At 70.7% G+C, this 19,301-nt stretch carries 17 protein-coding genes; 8 read left to right on the top strand and 9 right to left on the bottom strand.

The window, feature by feature from the left end:
- Positions 1-287 precede the first annotated feature (287 nt).
- Complete coding sequence (locus tag ACWD11_RS17055; RefSeq protein ID WP_451283764.1) at positions 288-3,281, top strand: carbohydrate binding domain-containing protein; 2,994 nt, start codon at positions 288-290, stop codon at positions 3,279-3,281.
- Positions 3,282-3,326: 45 nt separating this feature from the next.
- On the opposite strand, the gene ACWD11_RS17050 is transcribed toward ACWD11_RS17055, so the two are convergent.
- Positions 3,327-3,722, bottom strand: a complete 396-nt coding sequence (locus ACWD11_RS17050) for a RidA family protein (protein WP_451283762.1) — start codon at positions 3,720-3,722, stop codon at positions 3,327-3,329.
- Positions 3,723-3,862: 140 nt separating this feature from the next.
- Here ACWD11_RS17050 and ACWD11_RS17045 point away from each other — a divergent pair, with 140 nt between their 5' ends.
- Both ACWD11_RS17045 and ACWD11_RS17040 read left to right on the top strand, forming a co-directional pair.
- The gene (locus tag ACWD11_RS17045) at positions 3,863-4,840 is read left to right on the top strand and encodes a helix-turn-helix transcriptional regulator (RefSeq protein WP_451283760.1); all 978 of its coding nucleotides are present in this window, start codon (positions 3,863-3,865) and stop codon (positions 4,838-4,840) included.
- 141 nt (positions 4,841-4,981) lie between these two features.
- A complete protein-coding gene (locus ACWD11_RS17040; protein WP_451283758.1) occupies positions 4,982-6,184 on the top strand; it encodes a glycoside hydrolase family 64 protein in 1,203 nt (400 codons plus the stop codon).
- Positions 6,185-6,202: 18 nt separating this feature from the next.
- Here the strand turns inward: ACWD11_RS17040 and ACWD11_RS17035 are convergent, their stop codons facing one another.
- From ACWD11_RS17035 to ACWD11_RS17015, 5 genes are all read right to left on the bottom strand, one after another.
- Positions 6,203-6,367 (bottom strand): hypothetical protein, encoded by a 165-nt coding sequence (locus tag ACWD11_RS17035; RefSeq protein WP_451283756.1) that lies wholly within the window; start codon positions 6,365-6,367, stop codon positions 6,203-6,205.
- 123 nt (positions 6,368-6,490) lie between these two features.
- A complete protein-coding gene (locus tag ACWD11_RS17030) occupies positions 6,491-7,426 on the bottom strand; it encodes a carbohydrate ABC transporter permease (protein WP_389417266.1) in 936 nt (311 codons plus the stop codon).
- A gap of 1 nt (position 7,427) precedes the next feature.
- Positions 7,428-8,333, bottom strand: coding sequence for a carbohydrate ABC transporter permease (locus ACWD11_RS17025; protein WP_451283754.1), 906 nt, complete (start codon positions 8,331-8,333; stop codon positions 7,428-7,430).
- Between the two features lie 35 nt (positions 8,334-8,368).
- Positions 8,369-9,712 carry an extracellular solute-binding protein gene (locus ACWD11_RS17020; protein WP_451283752.1) on the bottom strand — a complete coding sequence of 448 codons (1,344 nt, stop codon included), beginning with the start codon at positions 9,710-9,712 and terminating at the stop codon, positions 8,369-8,371.
- 130 nt (positions 9,713-9,842) lie between these two features.
- Complete coding sequence (locus ACWD11_RS17015; protein WP_451283750.1) at positions 9,843-11,669, bottom strand: glycoside hydrolase family 2 protein; 1,827 nt, start codon at positions 11,667-11,669, stop codon at positions 9,843-9,845.
- A 161-nt stretch (positions 11,670-11,830) separates the two neighbouring features.
- Here ACWD11_RS17015 and ACWD11_RS17010 point away from each other — a divergent pair, with 161 nt between their 5' ends.
- The 3 genes from ACWD11_RS17010 to ACWD11_RS17000 all read left to right on the top strand — a co-directional run bounded on the left by ACWD11_RS17010 (position 11,831) and on the right by ACWD11_RS17000 (position 14,158).
- Positions 11,831-12,844, top strand: coding sequence for a LacI family DNA-binding transcriptional regulator (locus tag ACWD11_RS17010; RefSeq protein ID WP_451283748.1), 1,014 nt, complete (start codon positions 11,831-11,833; stop codon positions 12,842-12,844).
- Positions 12,845-13,074: 230 nt separating this feature from the next.
- A complete protein-coding gene (locus tag ACWD11_RS17005) occupies positions 13,075-13,752 on the top strand; it encodes a hypothetical protein (protein ID WP_451283746.1) in 678 nt (225 codons plus the stop codon).
- A gap of 76 nt (positions 13,753-13,828) precedes the next feature.
- Positions 13,829-14,158, top strand: a complete 330-nt coding sequence (locus ACWD11_RS17000) for an antibiotic biosynthesis monooxygenase family protein (RefSeq protein ID WP_389417260.1) — start codon at positions 13,829-13,831, stop codon at positions 14,156-14,158.
- 39 nt (positions 14,159-14,197) lie between these two features.
- Here the strand turns inward: ACWD11_RS17000 and ACWD11_RS16995 are convergent, their stop codons facing one another.
- The gene (locus ACWD11_RS16995) at positions 14,198-14,632 is read right to left on the bottom strand and encodes a hypothetical protein (RefSeq protein WP_389417259.1); all 435 of its coding nucleotides are present in this window, start codon (positions 14,630-14,632) and stop codon (positions 14,198-14,200) included.
- 223 nt (positions 14,633-14,855) lie between these two features.
- On the opposite strand from ACWD11_RS16995, the gene ACWD11_RS16990 reads away from it, so the two are divergent.
- Together ACWD11_RS16990 and ACWD11_RS16985 are read left to right on the top strand one after the other, a co-directional pair.
- A complete protein-coding gene (locus ACWD11_RS16990; protein ID WP_451283744.1) occupies positions 14,856-15,731 on the top strand; it encodes a S1 family peptidase in 876 nt (291 codons plus the stop codon).
- A gap of 76 nt (positions 15,732-15,807) precedes the next feature.
- Positions 15,808-16,494: a DUF998 domain-containing protein gene (locus ACWD11_RS16985; protein ID WP_451283742.1), complete on the top strand. Its 687-nt coding sequence runs from the start codon at positions 15,808-15,810 to the stop codon at positions 16,492-16,494.
- Here ACWD11_RS16985 and tpg read toward each other — a convergent pair.
- Positions 16,491-17,048: a telomere-protecting terminal protein Tpg gene (gene tpg, locus ACWD11_RS16980; protein WP_451283740.1), complete on the bottom strand. Its 558-nt coding sequence runs from the start codon at positions 17,046-17,048 to the stop codon at positions 16,491-16,493. The two genes, ACWD11_RS16985 and tpg, sit on opposite strands and share 4 nt — an antisense overlap.
- A gap of 4 nt (positions 17,049-17,052) precedes the next feature.
- Complete coding sequence (gene tap, locus ACWD11_RS16975) at positions 17,053-19,203, bottom strand: telomere-associated protein Tap (RefSeq protein WP_451283738.1); 2,151 nt, start codon at positions 19,201-19,203, stop codon at positions 17,053-17,055.
- Positions 19,204-19,301 lie beyond the last annotated feature (98 nt).

The following is a 19,301-nucleotide window of genomic DNA, read 5'->3' as shown; positions in this document are numbered from 1 at the left end:
TGAATGAGCGCCCCATGGCGCCCGCCGAGCCTGCGGCGCCGCCAAGCCGGGAGTCTGACTACCGCGGCGTCCGCATGCCGACACCGGCAAGGCGGCATCCGGACTACCAACTGGCCCGCCATGAAAGAGCCGTTGACTCTCTTTACGGCGCCTTCATGCGGCGGTAACTTCCAGCCTCGAAATCATTTGCAGCAACTTTCCGACACTTCTTGCGGCGGCGCCTTCGGCACCCCCATGCCTGCCCCAGCCCTGCCCGCCCTGGCGCGGTCCGCCTTCGAGGGAGTCTCATGAAACGCAGTCCCGCCCGGCGGCTGAGACGGCCGCTGACGGCGTTGTTGGTATCGGGCACGCTGCTGAGTTTGGTGCAGGCCGTGCCCCGGGCCGCCGCCGGCCCGTCCATGATTCCGGTCGCGGAAGCGGCGACCAGGGAAGCGGTGAACACGACGACGGTCTTCTACTACACGAAGACCAGGAACTGGTCCCAGTACCGCCTGCACTACGCCCCGGACGGCGGCGCCTGGACGACGGTCCCGGGCGTGGCCATGGAGGCCGCCTGCACGGACTGGGTCAAGAAGACGGTGGGCCTGGGCTCAGCGGCCGGTCTGCAGGCCACCTTCACCAACGGCAGCGGCACCTGGGACAACAACGGCGGCGCGAACTACGCGCTGGGCACCGGCGACATCACCGTCAAGGACGGGGTCGTCGCCCACTCCGACCCCTGCGGCGGCACGGAACCCCCGTCCGACCGGACCGCCACCGTGTACTACTCGACCGAAGCCCTGGGCTGGTCGACGGCGAACATCCACTACCAGCCCGCGGGCGGAACCTGGACCACCGTCCCGGGCACCGGCATGCGGGCCGCCTGCGCCGGATGGTGGAAACAGACCGTCGTCCTAGGCTCCGCCACCTCCTTGAAGGCCGCGTTCAACAACGGCAACGGCACCTGGGACAACAACAACGGCGCCGACTACACCCTCCCCGCCGGCACCAGCACGGTGAAGAACCGCACCGTCGTCAAGGACGCCGCCGACCCGTGCGCCACGCAGACGCCCGACACCGAGGCGCCCACCGCCCCCACCGGCGTGAGCGCGAGCGCGGACGGCGTGTCCGTCGTACTGACCTGGGAACCCTCGACCGACAACAAAGGTGTGGCCAAGTACCAGGTCACCCGGACGGGCGGGAGCACGGGCACCACCGTCACGGACGTCGGCTCGACCGTCCTCACCGACACAGGACTGCAGGAGAGGACCGCGTACACCTACACCGTCAAGGCCGTGGACGCGGCCGGCAACGTCTCCGCCGCCTCCGCTTCCGCACGGGTCACCACCGGCGAGAAACCCGCGGCCCCGGCGCCCGGCGCACCGCTCGGCACCGACCCGCGCAAGGACCCCATCTACTTCGTCCTCACGGCCCGCTTCAACGACGGCGACAGTTCCAACAACCGCGGCGGCAGCCAGCACGTGAAGTCCGGCAACGCGGCCGACAACGACCCCATGTTCCGCGGCGACTTCAAGGGCCTGGTCCAGAAACTGGACTACATCAAGGCGCTCGGCTTCTCCGCCGTCTGGATCACCCCGGTCGTCCTCAATCGCTCCGACTACGACTACCACGGCTACCACGGCTACGACTTCTACAAGGTCGACCCCCGACTGGAATCCGCCGGAGCCTCCTACCAGGACCTGATCAACGCCGCCCACGCCAAGGGCATGAAGATCTACCAGGACGTCGTCCACAACCACTCCTCCCGCTGGGGAGCCAAGGGGCTGTTCACACCGACCGTCTACGGCGTGCGTGACACGCAGTGGAGCTGGTACTACGACGAGCGCAACGACGGCTTCGAGTACGACGGCCTGACCGTCGAGACAAAGAGCGGCAAGTCGTACTACAACGGCGACCTGTGGTCGACAGCGGAGCCGTCCGGCAACACCTGCCTCAACTGGGGCAGGCCGACCGGCGGCAAGAGCCCCGAGGGCTACACCCTCTACAACTGCCAGTGGCCCAGCCCTACGTCCGGCATGTTCCCCCAGGCGCTCTACCACCAGTGCTGGATCGGCAACTGGGAGGGTGAGGACTCCCGTTCGTGCTGGCTGCACGAGGACCTCGCCGACTTCAACACCGAGAACACAGCCGTGCAGAACTACCTCATCGGCGCCTACGACAAGTACATCGACATGGGTGTCGACGGCTTCCGCGTCGATACCGCCGTCCACGTCCCGCGCACCACGTGGAACCGCCGCTTCCTGCCCGCCATCCAGGAGCGCGTCACCCAGCGGTTCGGTGCCGAGGCCGCCCGTAACTTCTTCGTCTTCGGCGAGGTCGCCGCGTTCGTCAACGACAAGTGGAACCGGGGCTCGGTCAACCACTCCGCGCAGTTCTACACCTGGAAGGAACGCAAGGAGTACGCCGCCGACGACGCCAAGGCCGCGCTGGAAATGTACGACTACGAACAGCAGTTGGGCACCGGCAACCAGCCCACCTCCACCAACGCTTTCCTCCAGGGCAACAGTTACCACACCCCGGACCATTCGAAGTTCTCCGGCATGCATGTCATCGACATGCGGATGCACATGAACTTCGGCGACGCGCACAACGCCTTCTCCAACGGCAAGGATTCCGAAGACAGTTACAACGACGCCACCTACAACGTCGTCTACGTCGACAGCCATGACTACGGCCCCAACAAGTCCAGCGAGCGCTACACCGGTGGCACGGAAGCCTGGGCCGAGAACATGTCCCTGATGTGGACCTTCCGCGGCATCCCCACCCTCTACTACGGCTCCGAGGTCGAGTTCCAGGCCGGCAAGAAGATCGACTGCGGCCCCAGTTGCCCCCTCGCCACCACCGGACGCGCCTACTTCGGCGACCACATCGCGGGCGACATCAAGGCGGCCGACTTCTCGAAGGTGGAGTCCGCCACCGGCGCCGTCGCCGCCACCCTGGACAAGCCCCTGGTCAAGCATGTGCAGCGGCTCAACCAGATCCGCCGGGCGATCCCCGCCCTCCAGATGGGCCAGTACTCCACCGAGGGCATCTCGGGCGGCATGGCCTTCAAGCGCCGCTTCACCAGCGGCTCGACGGACAGCTTCGCCCTGGTCACCGTCACCGGCGGGGCCACCTTCACCGGCATCCCCAACGGCCGCTACGTGGACGCGGTCACCGGCGACGTCCGCCAGGTCACCACCGGCACCCTCACCGTCGCCGCGCCCGGCAAGGGCAACCTGCGCGCCTACGTCCTCAACGGACCCGGGCAGATCGGCACCGCCGGACCCTACTTGAAGTGAAGCACCGTGGGTGCCGGGCGGACCCCCTCCGTCCGGCACCCGTCCTCACGCCACCGCGGTCCCCTCCAGTTCGACCAGTTGGCCCGGGATCGCCAGCCGTGTCACCCCGAGCATCGTGGTGGCCGGCGCCACCCCGGCGGCCCCCAACCGCGCGGCCAGCACGCCGTAGTGCGGGAACAGCGCGTCGACGTCGGTGGTGTACACGTTGAGCCGGACGAGGTTCGCGAGGGACATGCCGGCCTCGCCGAGCACGGCCTCCAGGTTCTCGACGCTCAGCGCCAACTGCGCGGCCATGTCCCCTTCGTGCTGGGGCTTGCCGTCGCCGCTCATCGCGGTCTGCCCCGAGCAGTACAGGGTCCGCGTGTGCCCGGAGACGAGCTCACCTTGGTTGAAGCCCATCTCCACCGACCACGTCACCGGGTTGACCTCGGTTCGTTCCACTGCGACATCAGCTCCATTCGACTCAGGGGAAGTACGTCCGAACGTCCACCGGCGCGGCAGCCGCCACGGGTGAAGTCCGTGCTCAGGAGCCTGCCAACAAAACATGACACCCTCGGTCACGTATTCGATAGGGTCCTGGTATGCGCGCCGATCGGCTGGTCTCGCTGGTTCTGTTGCTGCGTCAGCGCGGCCGGATGACAGCGGACACGCTCGCCCGCGAGCTGGAGGTGTCCACTCGCACCGTGCTGCGCGACATCGAGGCACTGTCGGCGGCCGGTGTCCCGGTCTACGCCGAGCGCGGCCGGCACGGCGGGTTCGCGCTGCTGCCCGGTTTCCGGACCGAACTCACCGGACTGAACCACGACGAGGCCCTTGCCCTGCTGACCGCCGGATCAGGGCGCGCCGAGCAGCTGTTCGGCCTCGGCTCGGCCCTCGCTTCCGCCATGCGCAAGGTGGTGGACGCCCTGCCAGAGGATCATCGGGCCACCGCGAGCGACGCGGCCCAGCGCTTCCTCGTCGAACCGGAGACCGATCTGCTCTCCCGGCGGCCGGTCACCGACGAGGTGCCCGACACCACGATGATCGAAATCCGGCGGGCGGTGCTCGCCGGACACAAACTGCGCATCCACTACGAGGCCACGGACCAGGCACCTCGGTGGCGCACGGTCGACCCGATCGGCCTGGTCACCGTGCGCGACCGGCGCTATTTGCTGGCCACCCGCTGCGGCGCGGACCGCACCTACCGGCTGTCCCGCGTACGCGCCGCCGAGGAACTCCCCGAACCGGCCCAGCGAACCGACCGCGTCGACCTGGACCGGGCCTGGCGCGAGCGCTGCGCGCGGTTCCTCTCCAGCGACCACCTCGCCGTACAGGTACGGGTGAGACCGGAGCGACGCGAGGACCTGCTGAGCCACGCGGTTGCCGTCCGCGCCACGGAACCCGACACGGACGGCTGGCTCCGCCTGGAGGTCACCTTCCAGGACCTCCGCCACGCCGAGTGGGCCCTGTGGCAACTCGGCACGGACGCGGAAGCCTTGACCCCCCAGTCGCTGCGCACCTCCCTGCACCACCGCGCCACAGCCCTGGCCGCCTGTTACGGGACGCGGCAGGAGAGCTGATCAGCTCCGCAGCGCGAAGAGTGGCGCACGCATTCCCCTTGCCACCCCCATTGACATGCACCCGTCCCTCGCAAGACATTGAGAGCGCTCTCACAGTGGTCCGGACCAACCCCCACAGCCGATCACCTCCAGGAGACACGCATGTTCAGAGGCCTCAAACGCCGCCTGCCCGCGCTCGCCGCGGCGGCCGCGCTGCTCGGCGGCATCCTCACAGCCACGAGCCCCTCGCCGGCCGCCGCCGCGGTGCCCGCGACCATCCCGCTGAAGATCACCAACAACTCCGGCCGTGGCGACGCGGTACATGTCTACGTCCTCGGCACCTCCCTGACGACCGGTCAGCTGGGCTGGGCCGACGCGAGCGGCGTCTTCCACGCGTGGCCGGCCGGCGGCAATCCGCCCGCCCCGGCGCCCGACGCGTCCATACCGGGGCCGGCTGCCGGACAGTCCAGGACGATCAGCATCCCCAAGCTCGCGGGCGGCCGCATCTACTTCTCCTACGGCCAGAAACTCGTGTTCAAGCTGGCCACTGGCGGTCTGGTGCAACCCGCCGTGCAGAACCCGTCCGACCCCAACCGCAACATCCTCTTCAACTGGTCGGAGTTCACCCTGAACAACGACGGCCTGTGGATCAACAGCACCCAGGTCGACATGTTCTCGGCCCCCTACTCGGTCGGCGTCCAGCGCGCCGACGGCAGCGTCGCCAGCACCGGCCGCCTCAAGTCCGGTGGCTACAACGGGGTGTTCGCCGCCCTGCGCGCCCAGCCCGGCGGCTGGGGCGGGCTGATCCAGACCCGCTCCGACGGCACCCTCCTCCGGGCCCTGTCCCCCACCTACGGCCTGGAGACCGGGGCACTCCCGGCGAACGTACTGGACGACTACATCAACCGCGTCTGGCAGAAGTACGCCACGACCACGCTCACGGTCACCCCGTTCGCCAACCAGCCGAACACCAAGTACTACGGCCGGGTCTCGGGCGGTGTCATGAACTTCACCAACTCCTCCGGGGCCGTCGTCACCAGCTTCCAGAAGCCCGACGCGCCCAGCGTCTTCGGCTGCCACCGCCTCCTGGACGCACCCAACGACCTGGTGCGCGGGCCGATTTCACGCACCCTGTGCGCGGGCTTCAACCGGGCCACCCTGCTGACCAACCCCAACCAGCCCGACACCTCGGCGGCCGCCTTCTACAAGGACGCGGTGACCAACCACTACTCCCGGATCATCCATGAGCGGATGGTGGACGGTAAGGCCTACGGCTTCGCGTTCGACGACGTCGGCCACCACGAGTCCCTGGTCCACGACGGCAGCCCCCGGCAGGCGTACGTCACCCTCGACCCGTTCTCGTGAGCGGCAGAGCCGGCGGGGTCAGCCCCGCCGGCCGGTGCCGTTGCGCCGGGCGTTGTTGTACACGCGCAGCAGATGCTTGGCGACCGGGCACGGCACCGTGTCCACATGGCACTGCCGGCACGTGCGCAGGTGCTGTTCATAGTCGGTACGGGCTTGCTGGAGGGCATCGCCTTCAGTGGGCATCGCAGTCCTCGAAATTGCTTGCGGAGGGTTACGCGACAGAAGTGGATCATGTTACTTGTGGTACAGGAAAGTCGCGCCTCCGCACGCTCCGAGCACCCGCCTCGATTCGTGCGCACCTCCGCCTCACTGGCCGCCCAGACCGGTCGTCGCCACGGACTTCACGATGTGCCGCTGGAAGAACAGGAAGACCACGACGAGGGGCAGCGCCGCCAGTACGGCGGAGGCCATGGACTGGGCGTACTGGATGCCGTAGGCGTCCTTCACCGAGGTGATGCCGACCGGCAGGGTCATCAGAGCCGGGTCGGACGTGGACACGAACGGCCACAGGAAGTTGTTCCAGGCGCCGATGAACACGAAGATCGCGACGGCGGCGAGCATCGGGCGGGACAGCGGAAGCAGTACCGACCAGAAGATGCGCCAGTGTCCGGCGCCGTCGATGCGTGCCGCCTCCTCCAACTCCCGCGGCAGCGAGTCGAAATGCTTCTTCAGGATGAACACCATCACCGGTGCCACGGTCTGCGGCAGGATCACCGCGGCGTAGGTGTCGAGCAGATTCAGGCTGAGCATCTGCTGGAACCACGGCACGATGAGCAGCTGGGGCGGGACGAGGACGGCGGCGACGGTGAGCGCGAAGAGCTTGCGCCGGCCGGCGAAGCGGGTGCGGGAGAAGGCGTATCCGGCCATCGCCGAGACCAGGACCGTGATCACGGTGACGGCGGCCGCGATGAGGAAGCTGTTGAGCATCCACAGCGGCAGGTCGCCGCGCTTCCAGACGGCGCTGAAGCCGTCGAGGGTCAGTCCGTGTTGGGGCCAGAACCAGTGGTCGGGGTCGCTCGCGTCCTGTTCGGTCTTGAACGCGGTCAGCAGCGCCCACGCCATGGGCAGCAGCCACACCGCCGCCGTCACGGTGAGGGCGGCCAGGGCCAGCACGCGGGAGGTCCTGCCCTCGCCCAGGCTGAGATGCGTACGCCCTCGTGCGGCGTGCCGACGAACCGTCAGCTCCCGTATGTGGCCGCTTGCTTGAGGAGTCGGGCGGACGGGCAGGTGGGTGGAGGTCATGTCACTTCTCCCGGCGGCTGAGGGCGGCGTACTGGGCGGCGGAGGCGAGGACGACGAGGGCGAAGAAGATGTAGCTGATCGCCGAGGCGTAGCCGAGCCGGTAGCCCGTGAAGCCGACGTCGTACACGTACTCGATCACCGGGCGGGTGGAGTTGTTGGGGCCGCCCTTGGTGAGCAGGTAGACCTGGTCGAAGACCTTCAGCGAGGCCAGGATCTGCAGGACCGTGATGACCATGGTGATGCGGCTGAGCTGGGGCAGGGTGACCGACCACAGCCGCCGCCAGGCGCCGGCGCCGTCGATGGCGGCCGCCTCGTAGAGGTGGTCCGGGATCGACTGCAGCGCGGCCAGGTAGAGCAGGAAGTTGAAGCCGACGGTCCACCACAGGGTGGCCAGGACGATCGCCCACATGGCGACCGACTCGTCGCTGAGCCAGGCGACTTGGTCCAGGCCGAGCAGGGCCAGGAGATGGTTGTACAGGCCGAGGTCGGGCTGGTACAGCCAGAGCCACAGCAGGCTGACGACGCCGACGGGCAGCAGGTAGGGCGCGAAGAACGCCAGCCGCCACACCCACTGGCCGGGCAGTCCGGTGTGCACGAGCAGGGCCATGCCGAGGGCGACGGCGACGAGCGGCACGGTCGACAGGGCGGTGAACCACAGGGTGTGGCCGAGGGCGCGCCACATCTCCGCGTCCTTGAGGGCCTCGGTGAAGTTGTCCAGGCCGATGAAGGAGGGATCGTGGGCGGACAGGGACTGGTCGGTCAGGCTCATCCACAGCCCCTGGCCCAGCGGCCAGAGCATGAAGACGGCGAAGAGGGTGAGGAAGGGCAGGGCGAAGAGCAGGCCGGGCGGGAGCAGCCGGCGTACCGACAGGGCCCCGGGGCGGGGCGAGGCGTGGGGCGAGGACATCGTGGTGCCTCCTGCGCGGGTCGTTCGCAGCCGGGTCAGGCCGGGCTGGGCTTGGAGAGGAAGGTGTTCAGGCGCCGCACCATGGCGCGGGCCGCGCGGTCGGGGGCGAGGCCGTCGAGGAGGGCCTGCTGGAGGACCTGGGACATGGCGTTCTGGAAGTCGGATCCGGCGCCGGCGAACCAGACGGCCGGGTCGAGCACTACATGGCTCTGCGCCTGCACGTAGTGGGCCTGCGGCTTCAGCGCCTCGTACTGCTGGGTGCGGGTGACGGGCCGGTAGGACGGGATGTGCCCGGCGGTGGCCCAGATCTGGCCCGCTTTGAGCAGGGCGGCGACCGCCTGGTGGGTGCGGCGGCGGCGCTCGGCGTCCGGGTCGGGGTGGTGCGGGAGGACGAAGGCGTGGGAGTCGGCGTACACGGCGGGGGTGCCGAACACCGTGGGGAAGGGGGCCGCTCCGACGTTCTCGTCCGCGGCACGGAAGGTGCCGAGCTCCCACTCCCCCGAAAGGATCATCGCTGTCTGCCGGTTGGCGAAGGCGGCGATGGCCGCGGTGTAGTCCAGCCGGCGGGGATTGACCGTGCCGTCGACGAGCTGGGCCATGAAGGCGATCACCTCGGCCATGCGGTCCACGTCGACCTCGGCGGGGCCGCCCTCGGGCAGCCGGAAGACTCCGCCGGTCTGCCGGTACAGGCCGTAGAACAGGCGCCAGCCCTGGGCGGTGTCGGTGACGTAGCCGAAGGCGATGCCCTGCTCGCCGGAGGCCTTCGCGAGTTCCTTCGCGGCGGCCAGGAAGTTGGCGGGCGAGTCGAAGGCTCCGGTGTCCAGGGCGCCGTCGCTGGTCAACAGCCCTGCCTTGGCGGCCGGTTCGGGGTGGAAGAAGACGATGAAGGGGTGCGTGTCGAGCGGGATGGCGTAGGTCTTGCCGTCGAACCGGGTGCGGGACCACACGGCCTCGGCGAAGTCGTCCTGGCCCACCCCGTACTCCGCCAGGGCGTCCAGGTCCCAGGGGTCCAGCAGGCCGGTGGGCGCGTATCCGGCCAGCCGGGACATGTGGGCGACGGCCACGTCCGGGCCCCGGCCGCCGGCTGAGGCCATGGCGAGCTTGGTGTAGTAGGGGGTGCCCCACTCCAGGACGGTGCGTTCGATGCCGGTCCCGGGCATGTCGGGACCCGCGGCGCGCACCATGTCGTTGAGCAGGCCGCCGTCGGCGCCGCTGAACAGGTCCCAGAGGCGGACGGCCGAGTCGTCGGCGGCGAGCGCGGATCCGCAGCCGCTGAGCGCGCCGGCGCCGAGGACCGCGGCCCCGGAGGCGAGGGCGCCGGTGAGCAGGCGGCGCCTGGTCGGTCCGGGGCGACCGACTGGTGCGGGCAGGCCGGTCATGGGGGCTCCTTCCCCGGGGCGGCGGCAGGGGGTGGGCGGGTGCTTCGCCCGCTGCCGCCGCCGTCCGGTATTACATCGATGTAATTGACAGGCGGGGTGCACTGCTGCTTGCGAGGTGCGCGCGAGGGGGTTACGGCTCCTGTTCGAAGGCCGCAGGGCGCAGTTGGGCCTCCCGCAGCCGCGCGGTGTCGACCTTGTCGGTGCGGTCGAAGCGGTAGACCCCGTTGCGTTCCTGGAAGACGTCGGTGAGCTGGGTGTAGCAGTAGCCGAACATGTTTGGGTCGGCCAGCAGGACGCCGGTGAGCCCGGCGAAGCGGTCGAGGAACTCCTCGGCGGTGCGCGGCCGTTCGCCGTACCCCCAGGAGCTGTCCGGCTCGTTGCCCGCCGCCGCGGCCGCCTGCGGATCCCACCAGATGCCGCCGAACTCGCTGCAGAAGTACGGCTGTCCGCGGTAGGGCACCGACCAGGGCCGTCCGTCCGGCGCCCGGTTGATGTACGGCCGGTCCTGCGCCAGGCCCGCCATCGTCTTGGCGAAGGCGGCCGGGTCCTGCTCGTAGCAGTGCGAGTCGTACACGTCGGTCTCCGCCACCCGGTGCGCGTAACCGGAGGCATCGATCACCGGGCGGGTGGGGTCGGCCTGCTTGGTGGCCAGGAACATCGCCCGCGTGACGTCGTCGAGTTGGGTGATGCGGTCGTGCAGGAGCTGGTACGTCTCGTTCAGCGGGCACCAGCCGACGATCGACGGGTGGGAGTAGTCCCGCTCCAGCGCCTCCAGCCACTGGGCCACGTAACTGGCGTCGGGGCGCTGGTTGTCGTCGCGGACGCCGACCTCGCAGCCCCAGTCGCCGAACTCGCCCCAGACCAGGTAGCCGAGCCGGTCGGCGTGGTAGAGGTAGCGCTCCTCGAAGACCTTCTGGTGCAGCCGGGCGCCGTTGAAGCCGGCGCGCAGGCCCAGTTCGATGTCCCGGACCAGGTCGGCGTCGCTCGGAGCCGTCATCAGGCCGTCCGGGTAGTAGCCCTGGTCGAGGACGAGGCGCTGGAAGACGGGAGCGCCGTTGAGCAGCAGCCGCTTGCCGTGCAGGGCGACCGAGCGCAGTCCGGCGTAGGAGCGTGCTGTGTCGACGACCGTGCCGTCGGCGGCGAGGACTTCCAGGGTCAGGTCGTACAGGTGGGGATCCTGCGGAGACCAGACGCGCAGGCGGTCGGCGGGCAGCGGCAGGACGAGCCGGGGGCACAGGTCGAGGTCCGCGCGGGCCTCGGCGGCGGTGATGTCGCCCTGGCCGTCGGAGAGCGTGGCGCGTACGCGGTGGCCGGGCGCATTGGCGGTCAGCGGCAGTTCCAGGAAGAAGGAGCCGGAGGCCAGGTCGGGGGTGATGCGCGGGCGCTTGAGGGCGACCGTGCGCGGTACGGCCTCCAGCCACACGGTCTGCCAGATGCCGGTGGTGCGGGTGTAGTGGCAGTGGGAGTTGGCGTACCAGGTGGCCTGCTTGCCGCGGGCCTGGACGCCGTGGCGGCCGTCCCGGGCGCGTACGACGATCGTCAACTCCTCGCCGGGTACGGCGATCTCACCGAGGTCGGCGGTGAAGGGGGTGAAGCCGCCGCGGTGCCGGGCGGCTTCGCTGCCGTTGGCCCACACCGTGGTGTCGTGGTCGACCGCCCCGAAGTGCAGCAGGACCCGGGCGTCGGACCAGTCGGCGGGCACGGTGACCGTTCTGCGGTACCAGACGGCCTCCAGGAAGTCCGTCTCCTCGACCCCGGAGAGCACCGACTCCGGGCAGAAGGGGACGACGATCGTGCCGGCCAGGTCGCGTGCGAGCAGGCCGCGCTCCAGGCCGGTGTCCGAGCGGTCGATCTCGAACTGCCATTCACCGTTGAGATTGAGCCAGGTCGCACGGACGAACTGCGGCCGGGGGTGTTCCGGGCGGCGGGGCAGGTCCGGGAGGTGCGGGACGGGCATGGTGCTCCTTGCATCGAGAGTCCGGTCGGTGCGAGGCACATGTCACCATGGGATTTACATCGATGTAAACACCCGTGCGGCGACCAGTCCGATACAAGGGTGCGGAAACCGCTTTCTGACGGTCGGTACGATCATGCCGACCGAAAGGAACAGGAGACAGCGTGGCGGCCAGACCAAGACTCAAGGACGTGGCGGAGTACGCCGGGGTCTCCCCCAAGACCGTCTCCAACGTGATCAACGACTTCGAGCACGTCTCGGAACAGACCCGCACCGCCGTCCGCGAGGCGATCGACGCGCTGGGCTACCGGGTCAACATCGCGGGCCGCCAGCTACGGCAGGGCCGGACCGGCATGATCACCCTCGCCGTACCGGAACTCGACGTCGCCTACTTCTCCGAGCTGGCCAAACACGTCATGACCGAGGCCGAACGCCGCGGCCGCACCGTCCTGCTCCACCAGACCGGCGCCGTGCGCGAACGCGAGCTGGCCGCCCTGCGCGGCTTCGACACCCAGTTCTCCGACGGCCTCATCCTCAGCCCGCTCGCCCTCCTCCCCCACGACCTCGCCACCCGCGACCGACGCCTGCCCGTCGTCCTGCTCGGCGAACGCTCCGCCGAAGGCAGCACCGACCACGTCGGCATCGACAACACCAGGGCGGCCCGCGACGCCACCGAGCACCTGCTCGCCCGGGGCCGGCGCCGCATCGCCGTGATCGGCGGCGCCGTCCGCGGCCGCCAGGGCACCGACCGGCTGCGCACCGACGGCTACCGTGAGGCCCTCGGCGCGGCCGGTCTGCCCTTCGACGCCGACCTGGTGGTCCCGGTGGAGGCCTACCACTGGCAGGACGGGGCCCGCGCCGCCGCGGCCCTCATGGAGCGCGCCGCTCCCCCGGACGCCCTGCTGTGCCTCAACGACCACATGGCACTGGGCGCCCTGCGCGCCCTGCACGAGTGGGGCCGCTCGGTCCCCGGCGACCTCGACGTCGTCGGCTTCGACGACATCGAGGCCACCCGCTTCAGCGTGCCCTCGCTGACCACCGTCGCACCGGACAAGCAGGAGATCGCGCGTGCGGCCGTCTCCCTGCTGCTGGAGCGGATCGACGACCCGGACGGGAGCCCGGTACGGGATCATGTGGCCGGGCACCAGGTCATCGTGCGGGAGAGCAGCGGGGGCTGACGGGCGGCGTCGGGCGGACCCGGATCCTCAGCCGTACGGAAGCAAAACTCGCCTGACGCGGTCTACGCCCAGACGAGGACACCCCCCTCCCCCCGACCCCCTCGCGTGCGCCCCCGCGCGCTTCGGTGCGCGAGCACCGATGGCCGAATTCCCGCCACCCGTACGGCACTTCGCGCCGCAGTGGGTAGTGACATCACGGTGGGCATCGGGGCGGCGTAGGGGGGCTGACTGTGGCGCGCCTGTGGGGGACGTCCGGCACCGTCGAGTCACGTCGCGCGAGGCGGCGGCAGACCGTACGCCTGCTGCGCGCCCGAGGGCTGTACGGGCCCCGGTTCCGCGACGTACTGCCGGCGCTCGCAGTCGTGGTGGCCGCGGTGTGCGCCCTCGTGGCGCTGCTCACCTGGGGTTACCGCGCCGCGGGGATCGCCGTGCCGCTCGCCGGTGCCCTGATCATCGCCTGCGCGGTGACGCTCTGGGTACGCCGTCAACGCCCAGGGGCCCGTCGCCGCCTTGGGTACTACACACCGGACGACCTTCTGGAGCTCGACACCGAGGGCCTCGCGCTCGCCGTGGCGCGCATGCTGCGCCGGGACGGTTGGCGGGTGCGGCTGACACCCGCCCCCGACCGGCCACGGGTGTGCGCGCGCAACACCCACGGCCGTCACCTGGACGTGGCCTTCCGCCCGGTGGCCGAGCCGCTGCCCGACGAGGAGGCGCCGCATCCCCCCACGCCCCGAGGACACACGAACGAGGAGGGCCTGCGCCTCGTCGTGCACCGCGGCACCTTCGCGGCCCGCGACCGGCGGTGGGCCCGGCGGGAGGGCCGCACCTGTTTGCTCGACGGCTCCGCGCTACGGCGCTGGGGGGCGGGCGAGCCACTGGGCGACCTGCTCCACGAAGAGGCCTGAGACCGAGCGGGCCTGACAACGCGTCCGGGGCGGGGCGGCGCCCGTTCGCCGGTTGCCGTGCGGCAGGATGAGCGGCATGAGCGTAGTCAAGATCAACGTACTGACCGTGCCGGCCGAGCAGCGCGAGACGCTGGAGAAGCGCTTCGCCTCCCGTGCGCACGCCGTGGAGAGCTCCGACGGGTTCGAGTGGTTCGAACTCCTGCGCCCCGTCGAGGGCACCGACAGCTACCTCGTCTACACGCGCTGGCGCGACGAGGAGTCCTTCCAGGCGTGGATGGAGGGCCCGATGAAGGCAGCCCATCAGGGCGGCGCCGCGGAGGGCGCCGAGCGCCCCCGGCCGGCGGCCAGCGGGTCCACGCTGTGGTCCTTCGAGGTCGTCCAGCAGGCGGCACCCAAGACGGACTAGCGTCCACGGGGACGGCGCCGCGCTGCTCGTGCCATGGCGTCAGGCGCCGACCCTCTCGGCGGCCGGAGCCCGCTGGGCCTCGTGGCGGAGCGCCATGCCGGTGGCCAGGGCGCCGAGCCCTTCCCACAGGCCGACGCCCAGGAACCCGGCAGGTGCCCGCCCGCCGATCACGGCGAGCGTGAAGACCGTGCACGTCAGCAGGCGGAAGGGAACGGTCCAGCGGAAGAACGCCTTCCAGTCCGAGCAGGCGGCCAGCACGTAGTACACGCCCATGTTGACCGCCGCCATGGAGGAGGCGGTCACGAAGACCAGGGTGTGGTCCCCCTCCGGGCGCTCGGAGCCCTCGGGGTCCGTGAAGCCCATGACGGTCAGGAGGGCATCCGGGGCGATCAGTCCCACGACACCCAGGAGGGCGGCCAGGGCGCCGAACACGGCCATGGTCCAGCCGGACGGGGAGCGGGGTGCGAACCGCATGGAAGTCCTCCTCTGCGCAAGGGCGTTGGGCCTGGGGCGGTACCGTACTCGCGGCCTGAAGCCGACCTACCCCCGCCCTCGGACTCCCGGCACAATGGGCGCTGCCCGTTTCCCGCAGGCGGCACCGGCACGCCGGGGGAAACGTCGCGTCGCACCGGCAGCACCGCACCGGAACCCGGCACACCTGGCCAACCATCCAACGGTCCTCGGGGAGTTGTGGGCGATGAGAACACGCCGTACCGCCATGGGACGTCTCCGGTCGACCGCCTGCGCGCTGAGCCTGCTCGTCGGGGCCGCGCTCACCGTGTCCGGAACCGGCACGGCACAGGCAGCGCCCACCGCACCGGCACGCGCCGCCTCGGCCGTCGCAGCCCTGGACATCGCCGGGACGGCCTGGGCCGAGGACCAGCGCACGGGAACGCTGCGGATCCACGCGGACGCCACGGTGACGGACACCGATCTCGCCCGCCTCCACCGGCTCGCCGCCCGTTCCGCCGGTGCGATCACCGTCGAACGGCAGGACGGCCGGCTGCGGACCCTGCTGTCGGGCGGTGACGCCGTCTTCTCCTCCGGCGTGCGCTGCTCGGCGGGGGTCAACGTGCGCAGCGGCACCACGTACTACTTCGTCACCGCGGGCCACTGCACCAGCTCCTCGGGCACCTGGTACACAAGTTCCGCCTATACGACGGCGATCGGCCCCACCACCGGCACCAGTTTCCCGGGCAATGACTTCGGCGTCGTCCGCTACGCCAACACGACCGTGCCGCGCCCCGGCACCATCGGAACCGTCGACATCACCGGCACCGCGACCGCCTACGTCGGCCAGAGCGTCTGCCGCCGCGGCGCGACCACCGGCGTCCGCTGCGGCGTGGTCACCGCACTGAACGCCACCGTCAACTACGCCGGCGGCCAGATCGTCTACGGCCTCATCCGCACCAACATCTGCGCCGAGCCCGGCGACAGCGGCGGCCCTCTCTACGCCGGTGACAAGGTCATCGGCCTTCTCTCCGGCGGCTCCGGCAACTGCACCACCGGCGGGACCAGTTACTACCAGCCCATCCAGGAGCCCCTCGCCGCGTACGGGCTGTCCGTCTACTGACGTAGGGGCCGGGTCAGGGGTGTCTCCGGGGTGACCCCGATGTCCTGAGGTCACTCGCCGGTCGAGGATATGAACCATGATCACTCCCGAGCACCCCACCCTCAGCCGCCTGCTCGGCCCCGCCGTCTGGGGGGCCGTCGTCCTGGCGGTGAACGCGGCCCTGTGGTCTCCTCTCGACACCGATCCTCAGCTCAGTCCGCTGTCGCTGACCGTCAGCGACTTCGCCGCGCTGGACCGCGGGGGGCCCATCGAGACGACCATGGCGTTGCTGGGTGGGATGTCCCTGCTCCTGCTGGTGGTCGCGCGCGGGCGAGTCAGGGCCGTGCGCGGGCTGCCGTCCCTTCTGCTGGCGGTCTGGGGGCTCGGGCTGCTGCTGGCCGCGGTGGTGCCGACGGACCCGCTGACCACGGAGTTGAGCGGGTCTGCCTCTATCCATCGGTATGCCTCGGTCGCGGCGTTCGGTGCGCTGCCGGCCGCCGGTTTGCTCCTGGCGCGGCGCCTCAGGTCGGATCCGCGGGCGGCCGGCACCGTCCGATGGTTGCGCGGCTCGGCGTGGGCCGCGATAGCCGGGGCCGCGCTGATGGCCTACTCGGCCGGTCCGGGCGGCCGGGAGCTCATCGGCCTGGTGGAACGCCTGCTGCTCGGCAGCGAGGTGGTCATGCTCGGCGTACTGGGCCGGTTCATACATCGGCAGCCGACGGCTTCCGCTTCTGGGCTTCGCCACCGGAGCGGTCGGCTTCCTGCCAGCGGCGTGGGCTCCTAGAAGGACACGTCGAAGTAGTCGATGTCGGTGATGTCGACTTCGAGGTTGTCGGCGCGGCGTCCGCTGTCCTTGAAATAGATCTCCTGGAGTCCTTCGGCGACGATCCCGCGCAGTTGGGCATCCGCGGCGCCTTGCCGGCGGGCGTCGAAGAGGCGGTGGGCGTACTCGGGCGGCAGGTGGACGGTCAGGCGGCGCATGCGGGGGTCGTCAGTGGTGCCGACGGGGGCGGTGTAGCCGAACCGGGCGCGGGTCTCGATGGTCAGGCCGGTGCTGGTGGCCGCCTTCTTGCGGGCCTGCTGCCGCACGCGCGGCTGCCACGCCTTGGCGACCTCCCGCTCCAGCGCCGCCTTCAGCGCGGGGCGTGGGTGCTTGGCGGTCCCGGCGAGGTAGCGCTCCACCTGGCGCCGCGAGATGCCAAGACGGCACGCCACGGCCTTCGTGGAGCCCTTCTCCGCCCGGGCCAGCAACCGCATCTGGGCGGCCGGTGTCTTCGGCGGCGGCTTGGTGACGTGTTCGAGGTCGGCGCGGTCCAGGGCGTCGTCGATGTCCCCCACCGGGCTACTCCCCTTCCTCGAGGACGGCGTCGCCGCCCTTGATGTGGCGGGCCGGGTTGAAGCCCTGTTCCATCAGGTCGACCGCCCAGAGCATCGACTGGACGCCCTCCAGTTTCGCCAGCCCCGGGGTGGGCCCGAGCCGGAAGCCGCCGGGCTGGGGCTTGCCGGAAGCCGCGTACGGCAGGAAGTCCAGGGGGCTCGGGCCGGGTGAGGGGTAGACGACGCAGTCCGACAGCACGGCGAGCGGGTATAGGCCCGTCAGTTTCGCCATGTTCAGCAGCTTGCGGTGCATGTTGACGCGGGCCTTGCTGATGACCGCGGCGCGGATGTCGGGGCGCCAGGTAGGGCGTTCCAGAGCCGGCCAGCGCTCGCCTTCCTTGTAGTGCCTGCCCTGGGGGCGCTCGCGCAGTTTGCCCACGCCGCCCTTGACCGTGGCCTTGATCGCGGTCAGTACGGCGGTCAGCGCCGGGTCGATGTCCTTGTGCCGTTCCATCGCGGCCAGGAAGTCGCTGTCGGAGAGGTCCTTGGTCACGCCGAGGTCGGCGAGGGTGTCGACGTAGGCGTTCTTGAGCCGGTCGTGCCAGGGGTCCAGGTAGGCGCCGGTCTCGCGCCGCAGGTACGCCTCCAGCGGCTGGACGTTGTACCCCAGCTCCTGGGCGTAGGCGACGGTGTGGGTCTGATACCAGGCCGGGCCCTGCGGGCGCTCTCCCGTCGGTGTGAACGGACTGGGCAGGCGGGGGTCCAGCTCGACATGGCTCAGGTCCACCAGCCAGGAGCCGGGAATCTTCGGGTTGAAGGCGGGGGCGTGGAAGTGGTCGGGGGCGGACAGGCCGACGACCAGGCGGGCCGCGGCGGCGAGGAACGCCGTGTTGAGGTCCAGGCCGACCGCGTGCGGCAGCGTGCACTCGTCGTCGGTGAGCAGGTCCACGGGCCGGACCCACTGGTACGCCTCCTCGTCCAGGAACCCGCCCCGCCAGCCGGAGTTGACGACGACCGGGTGCTCCTGGGTGGCCTCCGGCGGCGCGGGGTCCATCGGCTGCGTGCCGAGGCTGCCGGGGTTGTGGCCGGAGGTCCAGTTGCCGGTCGTCCCGTCCCGCTCGGGGCGGGTGGGCGGGCGCAGCGCGGTCATCAGCTCCAGCCCGGACACGGCCGTCGATCCGCGCGGGGTGATGACCCGCTGGGCGTACAGGCCCAGGACGCGGGCGATGTCGGCCGGCGCCATGTCGGCCACGCCGGGCCAGGACCGCTCGTCGAGTGCCTCCCACGGCAGGATGGCGAACTGCACGCACTGCCGCGCGCTCCCCTGAGCCTTGCGGTAGACCCGCGCCCACGGCCCGAACCCGCGCTGCGTCAGCTGCCACTTCGCCTTCACCACCTGCCGGACGACGGGGTGGTCGTCGGGCAGGCGCAGGTTGCGGCGGTCCTCGAGCCGTTCCGGAAGCCCGAACCGCACGGCGGCCTCGGCGGTGAGCGCGATCAGCGGGTCGGCGTCCTTGCCGTGGCGGTGCAGCTTCGGCGCGCCGAAGCCGGACTCGCGCAGGGTCCACTCCACCAGTTCCGGGAGGGTGGTCGCGGGGCAGTCCAGCACGATGCCGCCGACGCAGTAGGCGGATCCGTCGCCGTCCACCACCGCGAGCGGCCCGTGCGGGAAACGCGGGTCGGCGGCGGGCAGCGCGGCGGGCTGCGTGGTGGGCTGCCTCGCCGCTCGGCCCCCGGCCGCGGCCACCCGCCCGCTCGTCGGCGCCTCCAGCGATCTCGGCGGAGGCCCGGCCTGCGGCACGATCGCGGCGCCTCGCGTCCGCGGGGCGGGCGTGGGCTCGGGTTCGGGCGCGTCCGGAAGCGAGGGCGTCGGCGGGGCGGGGCGCTGCGCGGCCGCGGTGACACTGGGGGCGGGGACGGGGGCGGGGGCGGGGTGCCTCTCGGCCCAGCCGTCCAGGAGCCGCTTGTAGGCGGCGAGCCGGGGGCCTCGGGGCTCACTCCGGCCGTTCTCCCAGTTCTTCACGGTCTGTTCGGTCACGGCCAGCGCCTTCGCCGTACGCGCCTGGGTGATACCGGCGGCCTCACGCAGCCGTACCCGCTCCGCGGGCGGCGGCAGTTGCGGCTCCTCCTCCAGCAGTGCTTCCACGGACAGGAGCAGCTCTTCCTCGGATGCCATGCGCGCCCACCTCCGCGGCGACCCTAACAGTTTTACCCTCCCATTTAACCCATGTGACAATCTGTTCGATGATCGTGGCGCAGGACCCTCAGGCGTGT

The sequence above is a fragment of the Streptomyces sp. NPDC002776 genome (assembly GCF_053592195.1).
The sequence above is the reverse complement of the archived record's forward strand: the minus strand, read 5'-3'. Positions and strand labels throughout refer to the sequence as shown.